This is a genomic window from Bradyrhizobium ingae (assembly GCF_055791185.1).
Map to the genome: position 1 here is coordinate 58,161 of NZ_JBVUBB010000013.1, position 17,448 is coordinate 75,608.

General features: G+C 63.9%; 16 protein-coding genes. 12 read left to right on the forward strand and 4 right to left on the reverse strand.

Features of this window, described 5'->3' with window-relative positions; translation table 11 throughout:
• Positions 1-24: 24 nt before the first annotated feature.
• From ACV1FX_RS20200 to der, 12 genes are all read left to right on the forward strand, one after another.
• Positions 25-1,248, forward strand: a complete 1,224-nt coding sequence (locus ACV1FX_RS20200) for an ABC transporter substrate-binding protein (RefSeq protein ID WP_473119308.1) — start codon at positions 25-27, stop codon at positions 1,246-1,248.
• Between the two features lie 73 nt (positions 1,249-1,321).
• A complete protein-coding gene (locus ACV1FX_RS20205; protein ID WP_473119309.1) occupies positions 1,322-2,191 on the forward strand; it encodes a branched-chain amino acid ABC transporter permease in 870 nt (289 codons plus the stop codon).
• Position 2,192: 1 nt separating this feature from the next.
• Positions 2,193-3,161 (forward strand): branched-chain amino acid ABC transporter permease, encoded by a 969-nt coding sequence (locus ACV1FX_RS20210; RefSeq protein ID WP_473119310.1) that lies wholly within the window; start codon positions 2,193-2,195, stop codon positions 3,159-3,161.
• Between the two features lie 155 nt (positions 3,162-3,316).
• Positions 3,317-3,961 (forward strand): DUF47 domain-containing protein, encoded by a 645-nt coding sequence (locus ACV1FX_RS20215; protein WP_473119311.1) that lies wholly within the window; start codon positions 3,317-3,319, stop codon positions 3,959-3,961.
• A gap of 100 nt (positions 3,962-4,061) precedes the next feature.
• Positions 4,062-5,066, forward strand: a complete 1,005-nt coding sequence (locus tag ACV1FX_RS20220; protein WP_473119312.1) for an anion permease — start codon at positions 4,062-4,064, stop codon at positions 5,064-5,066.
• Between the two features lie 100 nt (positions 5,067-5,166).
• A complete protein-coding gene (locus ACV1FX_RS20225) occupies positions 5,167-6,786 on the forward strand; it encodes a peptide chain release factor 3 (RefSeq protein WP_473119313.1) in 1,620 nt (539 codons plus the stop codon).
• 120 nt (positions 6,787-6,906) lie between these two features.
• Entirely contained in the window at positions 6,907-7,479 is a 573-nt protein-coding gene (locus tag ACV1FX_RS20230) for a hypothetical protein (RefSeq protein WP_473119314.1), read from the forward strand.
• Positions 7,480-7,555: 76 nt separating this feature from the next.
• Complete coding sequence (locus ACV1FX_RS20235; protein WP_473119315.1) at positions 7,556-8,140, forward strand: NnrU family protein; 585 nt, start codon at positions 7,556-7,558, stop codon at positions 8,138-8,140.
• Positions 8,141-8,218: 78 nt separating this feature from the next.
• Entirely contained in the window at positions 8,219-9,814 is a 1,596-nt protein-coding gene (locus tag ACV1FX_RS20240; RefSeq protein WP_473119316.1) for a class I adenylate-forming enzyme family protein, read from the forward strand.
• Between the two features lie 169 nt (positions 9,815-9,983).
• Positions 9,984-10,637, forward strand: a complete 654-nt coding sequence (locus ACV1FX_RS20245; RefSeq protein WP_473119317.1) for a tetratricopeptide repeat protein — start codon at positions 9,984-9,986, stop codon at positions 10,635-10,637.
• Positions 10,638-10,679: 42 nt separating this feature from the next.
• Positions 10,680-11,243 (forward strand): hypothetical protein, encoded by a 564-nt coding sequence (locus ACV1FX_RS20250; RefSeq protein ID WP_473119318.1) that lies wholly within the window; start codon positions 10,680-10,682, stop codon positions 11,241-11,243.
• A 50-nt stretch (positions 11,244-11,293) separates the two neighbouring features.
• On the forward strand, positions 11,294-12,676 hold the full coding sequence (gene der / locus ACV1FX_RS20255) for a ribosome biogenesis GTPase Der (protein WP_473119319.1): 1,383 nt from the start codon (positions 11,294-11,296) through the stop codon (positions 12,674-12,676).
• A 146-nt stretch (positions 12,677-12,822) separates the two neighbouring features.
• Here the strand turns inward: der and ACV1FX_RS20260 are convergent, their stop codons facing one another.
• The 4 genes from ACV1FX_RS20260 to ACV1FX_RS20275 form a co-directional block, all read right to left on the reverse strand.
• Positions 12,823-14,049, reverse strand: coding sequence for an ABC transporter substrate-binding protein (locus ACV1FX_RS20260; protein ID WP_473119320.1), 1,227 nt, complete (start codon positions 14,047-14,049; stop codon positions 12,823-12,825).
• Between the two features lie 224 nt (positions 14,050-14,273).
• Positions 14,274-15,014 carry an SDR family NAD(P)-dependent oxidoreductase gene (locus ACV1FX_RS20265; RefSeq protein ID WP_473119321.1) on the reverse strand — a complete coding sequence of 247 codons (741 nt, stop codon included), beginning with the start codon at positions 15,012-15,014 and terminating at the stop codon, positions 14,274-14,276.
• A gap of 144 nt (positions 15,015-15,158) precedes the next feature.
• The gene (purF, locus tag ACV1FX_RS20270; RefSeq protein ID WP_473119415.1) at positions 15,159-16,670 is read right to left on the reverse strand and encodes an amidophosphoribosyltransferase; all 1,512 of its coding nucleotides are present in this window, start codon (positions 16,668-16,670) and stop codon (positions 15,159-15,161) included.
• A gap of 31 nt (positions 16,671-16,701) precedes the next feature.
• The gene (locus tag ACV1FX_RS20275; RefSeq protein WP_473119322.1) at positions 16,702-17,331 is read right to left on the reverse strand and encodes a CvpA family protein; all 630 of its coding nucleotides are present in this window, start codon (positions 17,329-17,331) and stop codon (positions 16,702-16,704) included.
• Between the last annotated feature and the right edge of the window lie 117 nt (positions 17,332-17,448).

Sequence of the window (17,448 nt, forward strand, 5' to 3'; positions counted from 1 at the left end):
GAAACTTCAAAAAGGGAAAGTTGCATGAAAACCACGTCGATAGCGTCATTTCTGCTCGGCACCGCGTTGTCGCTCACCGCGGTGGGCGCGGCTTGTGCGCAGGACAAGACCGTCAAGATCGGTGCGCTGTCCGATCAGTCCGGTCTCTACGCCGATCTCGGTGGCCCTGGCTCGACGCTTGCGGCGCAGATGGCGGTCGAAGACTCAGGCCTCGTAGCCAAGGGTTGGAAGATCGACATCATCTCCGGCGATCATCAGAACAAGCCCGACATCGGCACCGCGATCGCGCGGCAATGGTTCGACGTCGACAAGGTCGACGTCATCGTCGACGTGCCGAATTCCGGCGTCGCGCTTGCCGTCAACAACGTGATCAAGGAGAAGAACGGCGTCTACATCAATTCGGGCGCCGCGACCTCCGATCTCACCAACGCGCAGTGCTCGCCCAACACCGTGCACTGGACCTACGACACCTACATGCTCGCCCACACCACGGGCCAGGCGTTGGTGAAGGCCGGTGGCGACACCTGGTTCTTCCTGACCGCCGACTACGCCTTCGGCGCGGCGCTCGAGCGCGACACCACGGCGGTGGTGCTGGCCAATGGCGGCAAGGTCGTCGGCGGCGTCAAGCATCCGCTCAACACGCCGGACTTCTCCTCCTTCCTGCTCCAGGCGCAATCGTCCAAGGCCAAGGTCATCGGCCTTGCCAATGCCGGCGGCGACACCACCAACACGATCAAGCAGGCGGCCGAGTTCGGCATCACCAAGGGCGGCCAGAAGCTCGCCGCGCTTCTTCTGTTTCTCACCGACGTCAAGGCGATCGGCCTCGAGACCGCGCAGGGCCTCAACTTCACCGAGACCTTCTACTGGGACATGAACGACCAGACCCGCGCCTTCTCGAAGCGCTTCGCGGCGAAGATGAAGAACGGCGCACCGCCGACCATGGTGCAGGCCGGCGTCTATTCGGGCCTGCGTCATTACTTCAAGGCGCTGGAAGCGCTCGGCGGCAATCCGCATGACGGCGTCAAGGTTGTCGACAAGATGAAGTCGATGCCGACCGAGGATGATCTGTTCGGCAAGGGCGAGATCCAGCCGAACGGCCGCACCATCCACGACGCCTATCTGTTCGAGGTGAAGAAGCCTTCCGAATCCAAGGCACCCTGGGACTTCTACAAGCTCGTCGGTACGGTGCCGGGCGATCAGGCCTTCACCCCGCTGTCCGAAAGCAAGTGCGCGCTGTTGAAGAAGTAAGAAGCAATAGCGGTTCGCCGGCCAATGCCGGCGAACCACAAGAGGAACGCTGAAGGGACCGGGTGCGGGATCGATGCAGGCTCTCTATGCACAGCTACTGGTGGGACTGATCAACGGCTCGTTCTACGCGCTGCTCAGTCTTGGGCTTGCCGTGATCTTCGGCATGCTGAACATCATCAATTTCGCCCATGGCGCGCTTTACATGATGGGCGCGTTCGTCGCGTATTTCCTGCTGAACAACGACTACCTCAGTATCGGCTACTGGCCGGCATTGATTATCGCGCCGATCGTGGTCGGGATCTTCGGCATGATCCTGGAGCGGACCATGCTGCAATGGCTGACCGGGCTCGATCATCTCTATGGCCTGCTGTTGACGTTCGGTCTGGCCCTGATCATCCAGGGCGTGTTCCAGAATTATTTCGGCTCGTCGGGCCTGCCCTATGCCATTCCCGATCAGCTCAAGGGCGGCATGAATCTCGGCTTCATGTTCCTGCCGGTGTACCGGGGCTGGGTGGTCGTCTTCTCGCTGGTGGTGTGCCTTGCGACCTGGTTCCTGATCGAGAAGACCCGGCTCGGCGCCTATTTGCGCGCCGCGACCGAAAACCCGACGCTGGTACGCGCCTTCGGCATCAACGTGCCGCGCATGATCACGCTGACCTACGGTCTTGGCGTCGGCCTTGCCGCGCTCGCCGGCGTGCTCTCTGCGCCGATCAACCAGGTGCGGCCGCTGATGGGCGCCGACCTCATCATCGTGGTGTTCGCGGTGGTGGTGATCGGCGGCATGGGATCGATCATGGGCTCGATCATCACCGGCTTCGCGCTCGGGGTGATCGAAGGTCTGACCAAGTATTTTTACCCCGAGGCCTCCAACACCGTCGTGTTCGTGCTGATGGTGCTGGTGCTGCTCGTGAAGCCGACGGGACTGACGGGAAGGGCGGCCTGATATGACAGCCTTGACTGACGACACCCTGCCGGTGACCGCACGCGCGATGCGTGACGAGATGATCGTGTTCGTGTTCATGGCGCTGGCGCTGGCCGCCGTGCCGTTCACCGGCATCTATCCTTTCTTCGTGATGCAGGCGCTGTGCTTCGCGCTGCTCGCCTGCGCCTTCAACCTGCTGATCGGCTATGGCGGTCTGTTGTCGTTCGGCCACGCGATGTTCCTCGGCACCGCCGGCTATTGCAGCGCGCATGCGCTGAAGGTGTGGGCGCTGCCGCCGGAACTCGGTATTCTCGCCGGCGTCGCAGCGGCCTTCGTGCTCTCGATCGTGACCGGCTACATCTCGATCCGCCGCCAGGGCATCTACTTCTCGATGATCACGCTGGCGCTCTCCCAGCTCCTCTATTTCATTTACCTGCAGGCGCCATTCACGCATGGCGAAGACGGCATTCAGGGCATTCCGCAGGGCCATCTGTTCGGGATCTTCGATCTCTCCAAGCCGACGGTGCTGTACTACGTGGTGCTGGTCGGTTTCCTCGCCGGCTTCCTGCTGATCTACCGCATCATCAACTCGCCATTCGGCGAGGTCTTGAAGTCGATCCGCGAGAACGAGCAGCGCGCGATCTCGCTGGGCTACCGCACCGATCAGTACAAGCTGCTGGCCTTCATCCTCTCGGGCACGCTGGCGGGCTTTGCGGGCTCGCTGAAGGTGTTCGTGGCGCAGAACGCCTCGCTGACGGACGTGCACTGGTCGATGTCCGGTGAGGTCGTGCTGATGACGCTGGTCGGCGGTCTCGGTACCATTTTCGGACCCGTGGTGGGCGCCTTCGTGATCATCGCCATGCAGCAGTACCTGGCGAGCTATGGTCAGTGGGTGACGGTGATTCAGGGCGCAATCTTCGTGATCTGCGTGCTCACCTTCCGCCGCGGCATGGTCGGAGAAATCGCGCATTACTTCCGGAGATCTCTGTAAGTCTTTGATACAAAGATTGTTTCTCCGGCTTTTGAAAGTGGTGGATGAACTGCTTCGGGCGGCGTGACGTGGCACGCGCGCGGCCCGAAAATGGTCTATGACAGTTGGGTGACAGTCCCTCCGACCGGCCCAATCTCAACCCGGCAGTTATTCCCATGATGCGTTGGTTTCGCGCTTTCCTCCCCAAGGAGGAACGGTTCTTCGATCTGTTCGACCGCCATGCCCAGACCGTGATCCAGGGTTCGATCGCGCTCCAGGGCATGCTGAACGGCGGCGAGGAGACGCCGGTCTATTGCCAGCGCGTCAACCAGTTCGAGAACGATGCCGACAACATCACGCGTGAGGTGCTGACCGCGGTGCGCCGCACCTTCATCACGCCGTTCGACCGCGGCGACATCAAGAACCTGATCACCTCGATGGACGATGCCATCGACCAGATGCAGCAGACCGCCAAGGCGGTGATGCTGTTCGAGGTCCGCGCCTTCGAGCCGCCGATGCGCGAGATCGGAGGGCTTCTGATCGAATGCGCCAATTTGGTCGGCCGCGCCCTGCCGCTGCTTCAGGAGATCGGCAAGAACGTCGCCATGCTGACCGCGATCACGGAAGAGCTGACCAAGCTGGAAGGGCGGGTCGACGATCTCCATGACATCGGGCTCAAGGAACTGTTCCTGAAGCACCGTGACGGCAACGCGATGGATTTCATCGTGGGCGTCGAGATCTACGACCATCTCGAGAAAGTGGCAGACCGTTTCGACGACGTCGCCAACGAGATCAACAGCATCGTCATCGAGCAGGTCTAGCGCATGATCCGGAGAAGTGTGCTGCGGTTTTCGCCCGCGACAAACGCGGCACGCGTTTGCGCGGGGATCATGCGCAAACTTTAGAGCAGGGGCTGCTGCCGTGGATGCCGTGTTGGGTCTTCCCGTCCTGGTCGGATTGATCGCGGTCGCGCTGCTGTTCGACTTCCTGAACGGCCTGCACGACGCCGCCAATTCGATCGCCACCATCGTCTCGACCCGCGTGCTGCGGCCGCAATTCGCGGTGTTCTGGGCCGCGTTCTTCAATTTCGTCGCCTTCCTGGTGTTCGGCCTGCACGTCGCCCAGACCATCGGCACGGGGATCATCGATCCCTCGATCGTCGATGCCCAGGTGATCTTCGCGGCTCTTGTCGGCGCGATCGTCTGGAACATCGTCACGTGGGCGCTCGGCATTCCGTCGTCGTCGTCGCACGCGCTGATCGGCGGCCTCGTCGGTGGCGGCATGGCCAAGGCCGGGATTTCGGCCGCGGTCTGGAGCGGGCTGACGAAGACCGTGCTCGCGATCGTGCTCTCGCCGCTGGTCGGCTTCCTGCTCGCGATGATGCTGGTTGCGATCGTCTCCTGGGCCTCGGTGCGCTCGACGCCGTTTGCCGTCGACCGCGCCTTCCGCATCCTGCAATTCGCCTCCGCCTCGCTTTATTCCCTCGGCCATGGCGGCAACGATGCGCAGAAGACGATGGGCATCATCGCCGTCCTGCTCTTTTCGCAGGGCCAACTGGGCGGGGAATTTTACGTACCGTTCTGGGTGGTGTTGTCCTGCCAGGCGGCGATGGCGATGGGCACCCTGATGGGCGGCTGGCGGATCGTGCGCACCATGGGCCTGCGCATCACCAAGCTGACGCCGATGCAGGGTTTCTGTGCCGAAACCGGCGGTGCCGCAACCCTGTTCATGGCGACCTTCCTCGGCGTTCCCGTCTCGACCACCCACACCATCACCGGCGCGATCGTCGGTGTCGGCGCCGCCCGCCGCGTTTCGGCGGTGCGCTGGAACGTGGCGAGCTCGATCGTCTACGCCTGGGTGATCACGATACCGGCGTCCGCGATCGTCGCGGGACTCTCCTGGTGGGCGGTGCAGCTTTTGCGCTGATCCGGGGTCCTCACGGGTAGAGCTTCGGCGCCGGAATCCCCATATCGGAGGCGTCATTGGCCCTTGATATCACCGGTTTTCCCTGCCAAACGCTCCCGCCATGTCCGACACGACCCTTGCAACCGAATCGCCGGCCCGTTCCCCGCTTGCCGCTGAAGTGGCGCGGCGACGGACCTTTGCGATCATCTCCCATCCGGACGCCGGCAAGACCACGCTGACCGAAAAGCTCCTGCTGTTTGGCGGCGCCATCAACCTTGCCGGCCAGGTCAAGGCCAAGGGCGAGCGGCGCAACACGCGCTCGGACTGGATGAAGATCGAGCGCGAGCGCGGCATTTCCGTCGTCACCTCGGTCATGACCTTCGAGTTCGAGGGCTTGGTATTCAACCTCCTGGATACGCCCGGCCACGAGGACTTTTCGGAAGACACCTATCGCACGCTGACGGCGGTCGACTCCGCCGTGATGGTGATCGACGCCGCGAAAGGCATCGAAGCGCGCACGCGAAAGCTGTTCGAGGTCTGTCGCCTCCGCGACATCCCGATCATTACCTTCATCAACAAGATGGACCGCGAGAGCCGCGACGTTTTCGAGCTCCTGGACGAGATCGAGAAGACACTCGCGCTCGACACGACGCCGATGACCTGGCCGGTCGGTCGCGGCCGCGACTTCCTCGGTACCTATGACGTCGTCAATGGCGGCGTGCGTCTGCTCGAAGGCGGCGGAGCCAAGACCGGCGCCGCCCAGCAGATCGAGATCGCGGAACTGGCCAAGCTCAACGCCAATCTCGATGTCGCCGCGGTGAAGGACGAGCTTGAGCTCGTCACCGAGGCTTCCAAGCCGTTCGAGCTCGGGGCATTCCGCGAGGGCCATCTGACGCCGGTCTATTTCGGCAGCGCGCTGCGCAATTTCGGCGTCGGCGACCTCCTGGAAGGCCTCGGCAAGTTTGCGCCCGAGCCGCGCGCGCAGGAGAGCGACCAGCGCAAGGTCGAAGCAACCGATCCGCGCATGAGCGCGTTCGTGTTCAAGATCCAGGCGAACATGGATCCAAACCATCGCGACCGCATCGCCTTCGCACGGCTGTGCTCGGGCAAGCTCAGCCGGGGCATGAAGGCCAAGCTCGTGCGCACCGGCAAGAGCATGCCGCTGTCGAGCCCGCAATTCTTCTTTGCGCAGGACCGCTCGGTCGCCGACGAAGCCTTCGCCGGCGACGTCGTCGGCATTCCCAATCACGGCACCTTGCGCATCGGCGACACGCTGACGGAAGGCGAGGATTTCACCTTCGTCGGCGTGCCGAGTTTTGCGCCGGAAATCGTCCGCCGCGTGCGGCTAACAGACGCCATGAAGGCAAAGAAGCTGAAGGAAGCGCTTCAGCAGATGTCGGAAGAGGGCGTGGTTCAGGTGTTCCGTCCGCGCGACGGCGCGCCGGCGCTCGTCGGCGTCGTTGGCGCGCTGCAGCTCGACGTGCTGAAGGCGCGGCTCGAGGCGGAATATTCGTTGCCGGTGGAGTTCGAGGTGAGCGAATTCCAGCTTGCGCGTTGGGTCTCCTCGGACGACCGCAAGAAGCTCGACACCTTCATCGCCGCGAACACCTCCAGCATCGCCGACGATGTCGACGGCGATCCCGTGTACCTGGCCCGGAACGAGTTCTATCTCGGCTATACCCGGGAACGCGCCGAGGGTATCGAATTCGCCAACGTCAAGGACGTCAAGAAGAAGGGGTAGGGCACAGCCCACTCTTCGTTGTCATACCCGAACTGAACGCGCGCATGTGAACGCCGGTGGGCTTGACGCGTCGACGGCCGGTGCCACGTTTCAAGTACGAGGCATTGCGGTCTGGCGGTCATGTGGCGCTGCATCCTTATTCTGCTCCTGGTGACGGCAACATCGGTCTCTGCCGACGCACGGTACCGGCATTTCCATTCGATTCCGTACTTCTATGAGCCCTTTTCCTACGAGCCTTGCGGCGGACCATTTCAGGGGCCCTGCATCACCGAGATACCCTTTCCGTTCGGCGAGACGCTCCAGGTCACCGTCGAGACTGTTCCATCGCAAGCCGACAATGCGAAGTACCAGAAGCCGGATCATGACCTCGACACGATCAGCGACCTGATGGCCCAGTTGCGCTCGTGCTGGTCGCCTCCCTCAGCCGATAGCGCGCGGGAGGGCATGCAGATGTCGGTGCGTTTCAGCCTCAACAGGTCGGGCAGCCTGATCGGCCCGCCGCGCCTGACCTTTGCAACGGCGGGCGCGTCGGCAGACACGCGAACCACGTACCTCGATGCCATCAACGCGTCGCTGAACGCCTGCCTGCCGCTGAAGCTCACTGACGGTTTTGCCGGGGCGCTGGCCGGGCGGCCGATCGCGATCCGATACGTCGACAATCGCGACCTGAAGAAGCCCGGAGCGCAGCAGTGATCCGCGAATGACGCATTGCGGGCGGCGGGCTTGAAGTGATACCCGATAGCGGGGCGCCAATGATGGGGAGGACGTCATGGGTCTATTGGTGATGATCCTGGGGCTGGCTCTGTTTTTCGCGGCCCACATATTTACGACCAAGCGTGAGGCGCGCGCGCAGGCGATCGCGCGGCTGGGCGAGGGTACCTACAAGATCCTCTATGCTCTGGTCTCGCTGGCCGGCCTTGCACTGATCGTGTGGGGCTTTTCCCAATATCGGGCGACCGGCTGGATCGACGTCTGGTACCCGCCGAAGGCGATGAAGCACATCACTGTCGCGCTGATGCTGCCGGCCGTGATCCTGGTTGCGGCATCCTACATCCGCGGACGAATCTATGCGACGCTGAAGCATCCGATGCTCGCCGGCATCAAGCTTTGGGCGGCGGCGCATCTCTTGGCCAACGGCGATCTCGGCTCCATCATCCTGTTCGGCTCGTTCCTGGGTTGGGCAGTGTATGACCGGATCTCGCTGAAGCATCGCAAGGATGCCGGCGGTCCCCCAATTCCGGTCGGCGGCGTCACCAACGATCTCATCGCCATGGCGGTAGGTATCGTCGCCTATCTGGCGCTCGCCTTCGCGTTCCATCCTGTCGTGATTGGCGTTCCCGTGATTGGAGCTTGAGGTTAGCCGATCAGCGCAAGACGAGACCGGCTGTCCGTGCAGGGAAGGTGAAGAGAACAACAAGCCGGGAGAAACCAGATGGAGTGGTCGCAATCTGAGCTTCCCCCGATGCGGCTCGAGGCGCGCTTCGGAGATCGCGTGGTGAGCGCATTTTGCGAGCGGCCGGCAAGCGTTTGGGCGATGATCGCGGACGCAGCCGACCGCAATCCCGACGGTGAGGCGCTGATTTGCGGCAACGCCAGACTGACCTGGCGGCAGACCGTCGATCAGTCCGCACGTATAGCTGTCGGACTTCGCAGGCTGGGCCTGCAGCGTGGCGACCGCATCGCGCTCCTGCTTGGCAACCGCATCGAATTTCCGTTGATGCTGTTTGCCGCGGCGCATGAGGGCCTTGTCACCGTTCTGCTGAGCACGCGACAGCAGAAACCTGAGATCGCCTATGTATTAGCCGACTGCGGCGCCAAGGTCCTGATCCACGAGGCGGCGCTTGCCGATCGTCTCCCGGAGCCGCGCGACGTCCCCGATGTCGCGCATCGTATCGCGGTCGACGATGACGTGGGTTTATCGCGCTTGTCAGAGTTTGGCGATCACGCGCCTGCGGATGCGCCGGCGGATGTCGGCGAAGAGGACATTGCGATGATCCTCTACACGTCCGGCACCACCGGCAAGCCGAAGGGCGCGATGCTGGCCCACTGCAACATCATCCATTCCTCGATGGTCTTCGTGTCCTGCTTGAAGCTCAGCCCAGCCGATCGTTCGATCGCTGCGGTGCCGCTCGGCCACGTTACCGGCATCGTTGCCAATATCACGACGATGGTCCGCTGCGCCGGCACGCTGATCATCATGCCGGAATTCAAGACGGCCGACTATCTCAAGCTCGCCGCGCGCGAGCGCGTGACCTACACGGTGATGGTGCCGGCAATGTACAATCTCTGTCTGCTGCAGCCGGACTTCGACAGCTACGATCTCTCGAGCTGGCGCATCGGCGGCTTTGGCGGCGCGCCGATGCCGATCGCGACCATCGAGAAGCTGAACGCAAAAATTCCCGGCCTGAAGCTGATGAATTGCTACGGGGCGACGGAGACCACATCGCCGTCGACGATCATGCCGGGCGAGCTCACCGCACGTCACATCGACAGCGTCGGCTTGCCCTGTCCGGGTGCGCGGATCGTCGCAGTTGACACAGAGGGACACGAACTGCCGCGTGGCGAGATCGGCGAACTCTGGATTGGAAGCGCGTCCGTGATCAAGGGCTACTGGAGCAATCCGAAGGCGACGGCCGAGAGCTTTACCGGCGGCTTCTGGCACTCCGGCGATCTCGGATCGGTCGATCCCGACGGATTCGTCCGCGTCTTCGACCGCCAGAAGGACATGATCAACCGCGGCGGCCTCAAGATCTATTCCGCCGAGGTTGAATCCGTGCTGGCCGGACATCCGTCCGTGGTCGAGAGCGCGATCATCGCAAAGCCGTGCCCGGTGCTCGGCGAGCGCGTCCATGCCGTGGTCGTCACGCGTGAGGCGGTTGCAGGAGAGGCGCTGCGCGCCTGGTGCGCCGAGCGGCTGTCCGACTACAAGGTGCCGGAGACGATTGTCCTCACAGCCGAGCCGCTGCCGCGCAACGCAAATGGCAAGGTGCTCAAGCGGCAGTTGCGGGAGATACTGGCCGGATATTGACCCCCGCCGGAACCCGGTAGGGGCCGAGGCGGAGGGTTAACGCCTTGATCCGGCTCGCTTTGCCTTGCCACCGCCATATCGATAGCGTATCGCAGCCGCCACGCGGGGACGGGATTCCTGACGCGAACGCTACGGCGCGCGCTCCCGGCCGGGCATGGGATTAGCATAAGTGTCTGAATTATTTGACGAAGTCGACGAGGAAGTACGTCGCGAACAGCTCAAGAAGCTGTGGGACAAGTATTCGATCTACTTCATCGCCCTGATGGTGCTGGTTGTGGCCGCAGTCGGCGGCTGGCGCGGTTACCAGTACCTGGAGGCCAAGAAGGCCGCCGAGGCCGGTGCCGCCTTCGAGAAGGCCGTGGAGCTATCCGACCAGAACAAGCATGCCGAGGCCGAGGCGGCTTTCACTGAGCTCGCGGCCAGGGCACCTCGGGGCTACCGTACGCTGGCGCGCCTGCGCGCCGCGGCTGAGGCCGCCGCGCGCGACCCCAAGGCCGCCGTGAAGATGTATGACGATATCGCGGCCGACAGCAGCGCTGGCTCCGAGCAGCAGGCGCTCGCAAAGCTCCGTGCCGCAGGACTTCTGATCGACACGGCTCCCTACGCCGACATCCAGCAGCGGCTGGAGGCATCCGCCGCGGCCGGCTCGACCTTCCGCCATAGCGCACGTGAAATGCTGGCCCTGTCGGCCTGGCGCAATGGCGACGCGGCCACCGCACGCAAATGGCTGGATGCGATTGCCGAGGATGGCGAAACCCCGCAGGGCCTGCGCTCGCGCGCCGAGGCCCTGCAGGCTCTGCTGCCGCCGGTCGCCAAGAGCTGACGGCCCAAGAATAGTTGCGAGAATAGTTGGACGAGACCTGAGATGCGCCGTACGCAACGTTTGATCGCAGCTGCTGTTCTGATCGCCTTCTCAGGCCTGCTTGGCGGCTGCTCGAGCGGCGGGTTCGATCCGAGCGACCTCATGGACTGGCTCGACACCAAGAAGAAGCTGCCGGGCGATCGCAAGCCGGTCTTCCCTGAGGGCGTGCCGGGCCTGGAGCAGGGCGTGCCGAGGGATCTCTACAAGGGCGCGCAGCAGCCACAGGACCAGCAGAATGCGGACGTTGCGGCTGCTGCCGCAGCACCGCCGCCCGAGCCGCCGAAATCTGCCAAGGCCGCGAAGTCGAAGAAGACCCGGCATCCGGCGGCAACCGCTGCTGCGCCGGCCGAGGCGCCGGCTGGCGAAGTCGATGGCGAGGCCCAGCCCGAAGCGGCGCCACCCCCCGCGGCACCGCCGCCGAAGCAGAAGATCGTCCGCAAGCGCACCACCGCGCCGCCGCCGGACCAGGATCAGACCACCCAACCCGCGCAATCGACGCAGAGCACGCAGCAGCAGTCGCAGGGAGCTTTCCCGGCGCCGATGCCGAGCGGCAGTTTCACGCGCTGACATTTTTCACTGCATTGACAGGCGCCGCCCCGGCAGCGCACGAATGACCAATGTCCTTTACGATCGCCATCATCGGCCGACCCAATGTCGGAAAATCGACGCTGTTCAACCGCCTAGTGGGACAGAAGCTCGCGCTCGTCGATGACCTGCCCGGGGTGACCCGTGACCGCCGCGAGGGCGATGCCAAGCTCGGCGATCTCGCATTCACGATCATCGACACGGCCGGTCTCGACGAAGGTGCCAAGGGCTCGCTGACCGCGCGGATGCAGGAGCAGACCGAGGCCGCGATCGCGCAGGCCGACGCACTGTTCTTCGTCATCGATGCGCGCGTCGGCCTCACGCCGACCGATCGCGCCTTTGCCGATTTCGCTCGCCGCGCCAACAAGCCGGTCCTGCTGGTTGCCAACAAGAGCGAGGGCAAGCACGGCGATGCCGGTGCGATGGAAGCCTTTGCGCTGGGGCTCGGTGACCCCATCCAGATTTCCGCCGAGCACGGCGAGGGCATGGGCGAGCTCTACGATGCCCTGAGCAGGGTGATGCCGGAGCCGCCTGACGAGGATGAGGTCGAGGACGAGGAGGAGCTGTCCGAGGAGGAGGCCGCCAGGCGTCCGATCCGGGTTGCGATCGTCGGCCGCCCCAACGCCGGCAAGTCGACGCTGATCAACCATCTGCTCGGCGAGGAGCGCCTCTTGACCAGCCCGGAGGCAGGCACAACGCGCGACTCCATCGCGGTCGAGATCAGCTGGAAGGGGCGCGATTTCCGGGTGTTCGATACCGCGGGCCTGCGCCGCCGCTCGCGCATCGAGGAGAAGCTGGAGAAGCTCTCGGTTGCCGATGCCTTGCGTGCCGTGCGCTTTGCCGAGGTCGTGGTGCTGATGATGGACGCGCAGCACCGCTTCGAGGAGCAGGATCTGCGCATCGCCGACCTGATCGAGCGCGAGGGCCGCGCCGTCGTGCTGGCGGTCAACAAATGGGACCTGATGGAGAGCAGGGGCGGCGGTGCTATCTCCAACCTGCGCCGCGATGCCGATCACTGGTTGCCGCAGGTCAAGGGCGTGCCGATCGTCGCCGTCTCCGGCCTGATGGGGGAAGGTATCGACCGCCTGATGCAGGCGATCCAGGACGCCTATGCGGTCTGGAACAGGCGCGTGCCGACCTCGGCGCTGAACCGCTGGTTCGAGCAGGCGATCCAGGCCAATCCGCCGCCGGCGGTTTCGGGGCGCAGGCTGAAGCTCAACTACATCACCCAGACCAAGGCGCGTCCGCCGAGCTTCGTGCTGTTCTGCTCGCGCGCCGACGCCGTGCCTCAGGCCTATTTGCGCTACCTCACCAACTCCATGCGCGACGCCTTCGAGCTGCCGGGCACGCCGGTCCGGATCACGTTACGCGAAAAGGCCAACCCGTTTGCGCACAAGCGCAAGCGGCCGTCGTGAGTGGCGAGGCGAGTTAGGCAATAGATTCGAGGCGATAGCTTCGCAGGGTGGGCAAAGGCGCTCTTGCGCCGTGCCCACCATCTATCCGCGATCGCAAGAGAAGTGGTGGGCACACGCTACGCTTTGCCCACCCTGCAGCAGCTCAATTACTTCTTCACCAGCGGACACTCGCTCGCTTCGAGCGGCTTGGCGGCGTCTTCCGGTGCGATGGTGGCGATCAGCTTGTAGTAGTCCCAAGGGCCTTTCGACTCTTCCGGCTTCTTCACTTCGAACAGATACGCCGGAATGAGGCGGCGGCCGTCGGCACGCAGCGGGCCCTTGCCGAACAGCGGATCGTCGGTCGGCAGCTCCTTCATCTTGGCGACGACCTTTGCGCCGTCATGCGGATTGCCGCCGAGCGCTTCAAGTGCCTTCAGATAGTGAAGAACGGCCGCATAGTTGCCGGCCACCGTCATCGAGGGCATCGCGTTCTTGGGCGAGACCTTCTGGAAACGCTTCGACCATTCACGGGTTTTGTCGTTAAGGTCCCAATAGAAGGACTCGGTGAAGGTGAGGCCCTGCGCCGTCTTCAGGCCGAGCGAATGCACGTCGGTGATGAAGAGCAAGAGCGCCGCGAGTTTCTGGCCGCCTTGCACGATGCCGAACTCGGCGGCCTGCTTGATCGAATTGGTGGTATCGCCGCCGGCATTGGCAAGGCCGACAACCTTCGCCTTGGACGACTGCGCCTGGAGCAGGAAGGATGAGAAATCCGCCGTGTTCAGCGGATGCTTGACGCCGCCGAGCACCTTGCCGCCATTGGCGGTGACGACCGCGCTGGTGTCGCGCTCGAGGGCGTGGCCGAAGGCGTAGTCGGCGGTCAGGAAGAACCAGGTATCGCCGCCCGCTTTCGTCAGCGCCTTGCCGGTGCCGTTGGCGAGCATGTAGGTGTCATAGGTGTATGAGATGGTATTGGCGTTACACGCCTTGCCGGTCAGGTCGGCTGTGGCGGCGCCCGAATTCAGCAGGACCGAGTTCTTCTCCTTGACCACGTTGCTCACCGCGAGCGCGACGCCGGAGTTGGGAGTGTCGGCGATGACGTCGACCTTGTCGGCATCGATCCATTGCCGCGCGATGTTGACGCCGATATCAGGCTTGTTCTGGTGATCACCACTCACGACCTCGATCTTCCAGCCCTTGGCGGGCAGGCCGGAATCCTCGACCGCCATCTTGATCGCCGCCACTGAGTTTGGACCGCCGATGTCGGCATAGAGGCTCGACATGTCGTTCAACACGCCGATCTTCACGTTCTTGTCTTGGGCGGAAGCTGAGGTGGCGAAGCCGAGGCCGGCACAGGTCAACAGCGCGGCATAGCGCCACGCGCGCATATTTTTCATTGTATTCCCTCCAATTGTTATGCCGGGACAAGCCCTCTTGATCGGGGCTTTTGACCTGCGGCGCGATCGGGTCACGACCTTGGATTCCCGATAGCCTGTCCTGATGCTTGCGGCAATGCGCTAAACGTAGCGGTCGGGCCGATCGGTTAACCCGGTCGCCCCGCCGCTGACTTAAATTTCATCAATCCGTCTTGCCACTGCCGCGCGAGGCGATGCGGCGGGCGTCAGGCCGGCGGCCGGAAGCTCATCAGCGTGCGCGTCTTGTAGTCGTAGAATTTGCCGGTTTCCGCCCAGTCTGGCGCGCACATCGGCACGATGAACTCGGCGGCCTGCTCGGGCGCGTCGAGCGTCGAGGGATCCTCGCCCGGCATCAGGGTGGCGCGCATGCGGGTGCGGATCGGACCCGGGTTGAACAGGTTGACGCGCAGCTTCGTGCTCGCGGTCTCCTGCGCCCAGGCGCGCGCCAGCGTTTCCAGCGCGGCCTTGGAGGCGGCGTAGGGGCCGACATAGGCGGTCGCCTTGTTGGCTGCGCCCGAAGTGATGAACACCGCGCGGCCGGCGTCGGATTGTTTCAGCAGCGGCTCCATGCAGCGGATGAGCTGGAAGTTTGCCGAGACGTTGATCGCCATCACGTCGGTGAAGGTCTTCAGCTCGATATGGCCGAGCGGCGAGGAGGGGCCGAGCACGCCGGCGTTGCCGACGAGAATGTCGAGCTTGCCGTGGCGCTCATGGAGCGCAGCGCCGAGCCGCGCGATACCGTCGAAATCGGTAAGGTTGAGCGGCACCAGCGTGGCGCTGCCGCCAGCTTTCCGGATCTCGTCGTCGAGCTCTTCCAGCCCGCCCTGCGTGCGCGCGACCGCGACGATGTGCGCGCCGGCTTTCGCCAGCGCGATTGCGGTGGCGTAGCCGATGCCCCGCGAGGCGCCGGTGACGAGAGCGATGCGGTTGGCGAGGGGTTTTGTCATCTAAACAGTTTTATCCAGCGTCGTCCTGGCGAAAGCCAGGACCCATACGCCGTGACGGCCATGGCTTGGGAAGACGGTTGTAGCACCTTCTTCGAACCACATGGGCCTGTGGTAATGGGTCCTGGCTTTCGCCGGGACGACGACTCAGCTCGCCTCCGCCAGCAGCGACAACTGCCGCGGCTGCGCCTCGGTCTGGGTCTGATCGGTGAGATGCGTCGGATAGGCGCCGGTAAAGCAGTGGTCCGAAAACTTCGGATTGGCCGGGTCCCGGCCGGGCTCGCCCATCGCACGGTACATGCCGTCGATCGACAGGAAGGCGAGCGAGTCCGCGCCGATGATCTCGCGCATTTCTTCGAGCGAGTGCGTTGCGGCGAGCAGGCCGCCGCGATCGGGCAGGTCGATGCCGTAGTAGTCGGGATAGAGGATCGGCGGCGAGGCGAGACGGAAGTGCACTTCCGTCGCGCCTGCATCGCGCATCATTCGTACGATCTTCTTCGAGGTGGTGCCGCGCACCAGGGAGTCGTCGATCAGGATGATGCGCTTGCCTTCGATCGCGGCGCGGTTCGCCGAGTGCTTCATGCGCACGCCGGATTCGCGGATCGCCTGCGTCGGCTGGATGAAGGTACGGCCGACATAGTGGTTGCGGATGATGCCGAGCTCGAAGGGCACGCCGGAGAACTGGCTGTAACCGACCGCGGCGGGTACGCCGGAATCCGGCACCGGCACCACAACGTCGACCGGCACGTGGCTCTCGCGCGCGAGCTGCGCGCCGAAGGCCTTGCGAACCTCGTAGACCGAGCGGCCGTGGACGATGGAATCCGGACGGGAGAAATAGATGTATTCGAAGATGCAGGGCCGCGGGGCCATCGGCGGGAACGGCTTGTGGATGTCCTCGCCGTTCTCGTCGAACACGATGACTTCGCCCGGCTCGATGTCGCGGATGAAGCGCGCGCCGATGATGTCGAGCGCGCAGGTCTCCGAGGTCAGGATCGGGCAGCCGTCGAGCTCACCGAGCACCAGCGGACGGATGCCGCGCGGATCGCGCGCGCCGACCAGCTTTTTGTTGGTGAGCGAGACCAGCGCGTAGGCGCCCTCGATCTCGCGCAAGGCGTCGATGTAGCGCTCGATGAAGCGGCTGCGCCTGGAGCGCGCGACCAGATGCAGGATCACCTCGGTGTCGTTAGTCGACTGCATCATCGCGCCGTTCTTCACGAGCTCGCGGCGCAGCGTCAGGCCGTTGGTGAGGTTGCCGTTGTGGGCGACTGCAAGGCCGCCGGCATTGAGCTCGGCGAACAGCGGCTGCACGTTGCGCAGGATGTTGGCGCCAGTGGTGGAATAGCGGACATGGCCGACGGCCATGTTGCCGGGCAGGCGGTCGATCACCTCGCGGCGGGAGAAGGTGTCGCCGACGAGCCCGAGGCGGCGTTCCAAGTGAAAGCGGCTGCCGTCATAGGAGACGATGCCGGCGGATTCCTGGCCGCGGTGCTGAAGGGCGTGAAGGCCGAGCGCCGTGATGGCGGCGGCCTCGGGGTGGCCGTAGATGCCGAACACGCCGCATTCCTCGCGTAGCGTGTCCCCCTCGAGATCGTCCTGAAGCTCAAGCCCGGCCGGGGGTAGGTCGAGATCAAGCTGGGCGTTCCAGTCGGGTTTTTGCATCTCGTCCATCGCGCCTCTCTTCGGGCTCAATTCAACGCGCCGCGGGTTTCTCGATCAGCTTTTTAAGGCTGTCACGAGCCGGTTTACTGTAGCCGTCGCCGCCGCCCGCAGGCTGCTGCTCGGTATCAGCTTGATCATCATCTGGTTTGTTTTTCTTGAATCTCTTCAAGATGGTGTTCTCGGGGTCGTCCGGCAAGAGCGACATCAGCCAATCCCCGGTTCCCTGCAGCACCACCCGGGACTTCGCCCCCGTCACCCAGTCCGGGCGCTGCTTGTCCGGGACCAGCCAGGTGAAGAACAGGAAGGCGACCACGACGATCAGGAGGCCGCGGGCGAGGCCAAACAGGAAGCCCAGGGTGCGGTCCAGGGCGCCGATCCGCGAATCCAGGATCATGTCGGAGATCCGGACCGTGATCACGGAGACCACGATCAGCGTACCCACGAACACGCCGGCCACGACCACGACGCTGGCGACCGTATCGTTGTTGAAATAGGTCTTTGCGGTCGGTAGCAGCTTCGAGAACGAATAAAGCGTCACGATCGCCGCCGCACCCCAGGCCGCGATCGACAGGATTTCGCGCATGAAGCCGCGGACCATGGCAAGCAGGCCCGAGATCAGCATCACACCGAGCAGGATCAGATCGAGGAGTGTAATCGGCATCGGCTGCTCTGGTCCGCTCGTACTCTCAAAGATGCTCAGCGAATCGGTGTTTTGGCCGTCGCCCCAAGTGAGGGGCAGACGGTGTTCCCGGCAAGTCTGGAACCACGCAATCCCGTG

Excerpts from the sequence above, each read along its gene's own strand:
- ACV1FX_RS20250 (WP_473119318.1), top strand. The coding sequence starts at position 10,680 with ATGCGCCGTACGCAACGTTTGATCGCAGCTGCTGTTCTGATCGCCTTC.
- ACV1FX_RS20230 (WP_473119314.1), top strand. The coding sequence starts at position 6,907 with ATGTGGCGCTGCATCCTTATTCTGCTCCTGGTGACGGCAACATCGGTC.
- ACV1FX_RS20265 (WP_473119321.1), bottom strand. The coding sequence starts at position 15,014 with ATGACAAAACCCCTCGCCAACCGCATCGCTCTCGTCACCGGCGCCTCG.
- der (WP_473119319.1), top strand. The coding sequence starts at position 11,294 with ATGTCCTTTACGATCGCCATCATCGGCCGACCCAATGTCGGAAAATCG.
- ACV1FX_RS20235 (WP_473119315.1), top strand. The coding sequence starts at position 7,556 with ATGGGTCTATTGGTGATGATCCTGGGGCTGGCTCTGTTTTTCGCGGCC.
- ACV1FX_RS20200 (WP_473119308.1), top strand. The coding sequence starts at position 25 with ATGAAAACCACGTCGATAGCGTCATTTCTGCTCGGCACCGCGTTGTCG.
- ACV1FX_RS20225 (WP_473119313.1), top strand. The coding sequence starts at position 5,167 with ATGTCCGACACGACCCTTGCAACCGAATCGCCGGCCCGTTCCCCGCTT.
- ACV1FX_RS20275 (WP_473119322.1), bottom strand. The coding sequence starts at position 17,331 with ATGCCGATTACACTCCTCGATCTGATCCTGCTCGGTGTGATGCTGATC.
- ACV1FX_RS20215 (WP_473119311.1), top strand. The coding sequence starts at position 3,317 with ATGATGCGTTGGTTTCGCGCTTTCCTCCCCAAGGAGGAACGGTTCTTC.
- ACV1FX_RS20210 (WP_473119310.1), top strand. The coding sequence starts at position 2,193 with ATGACAGCCTTGACTGACGACACCCTGCCGGTGACCGCACGCGCGATG.
- ACV1FX_RS20240 (WP_473119316.1), top strand. The coding sequence starts at position 8,219 with ATGGAGTGGTCGCAATCTGAGCTTCCCCCGATGCGGCTCGAGGCGCGC.
- ACV1FX_RS20260 (WP_473119320.1), bottom strand. The coding sequence starts at position 14,049 with ATGAAAAATATGCGCGCGTGGCGCTATGCCGCGCTGTTGACCTGTGCC.
- ACV1FX_RS20205 (WP_473119309.1), top strand. The coding sequence starts at position 1,322 with ATGCAGGCTCTCTATGCACAGCTACTGGTGGGACTGATCAACGGCTCG.
- purF (WP_473119415.1), bottom strand. The coding sequence starts at position 16,670 with ATGCAAAAACCCGACTGGAACGCCCAGCTTGATCTCGACCTACCCCCG.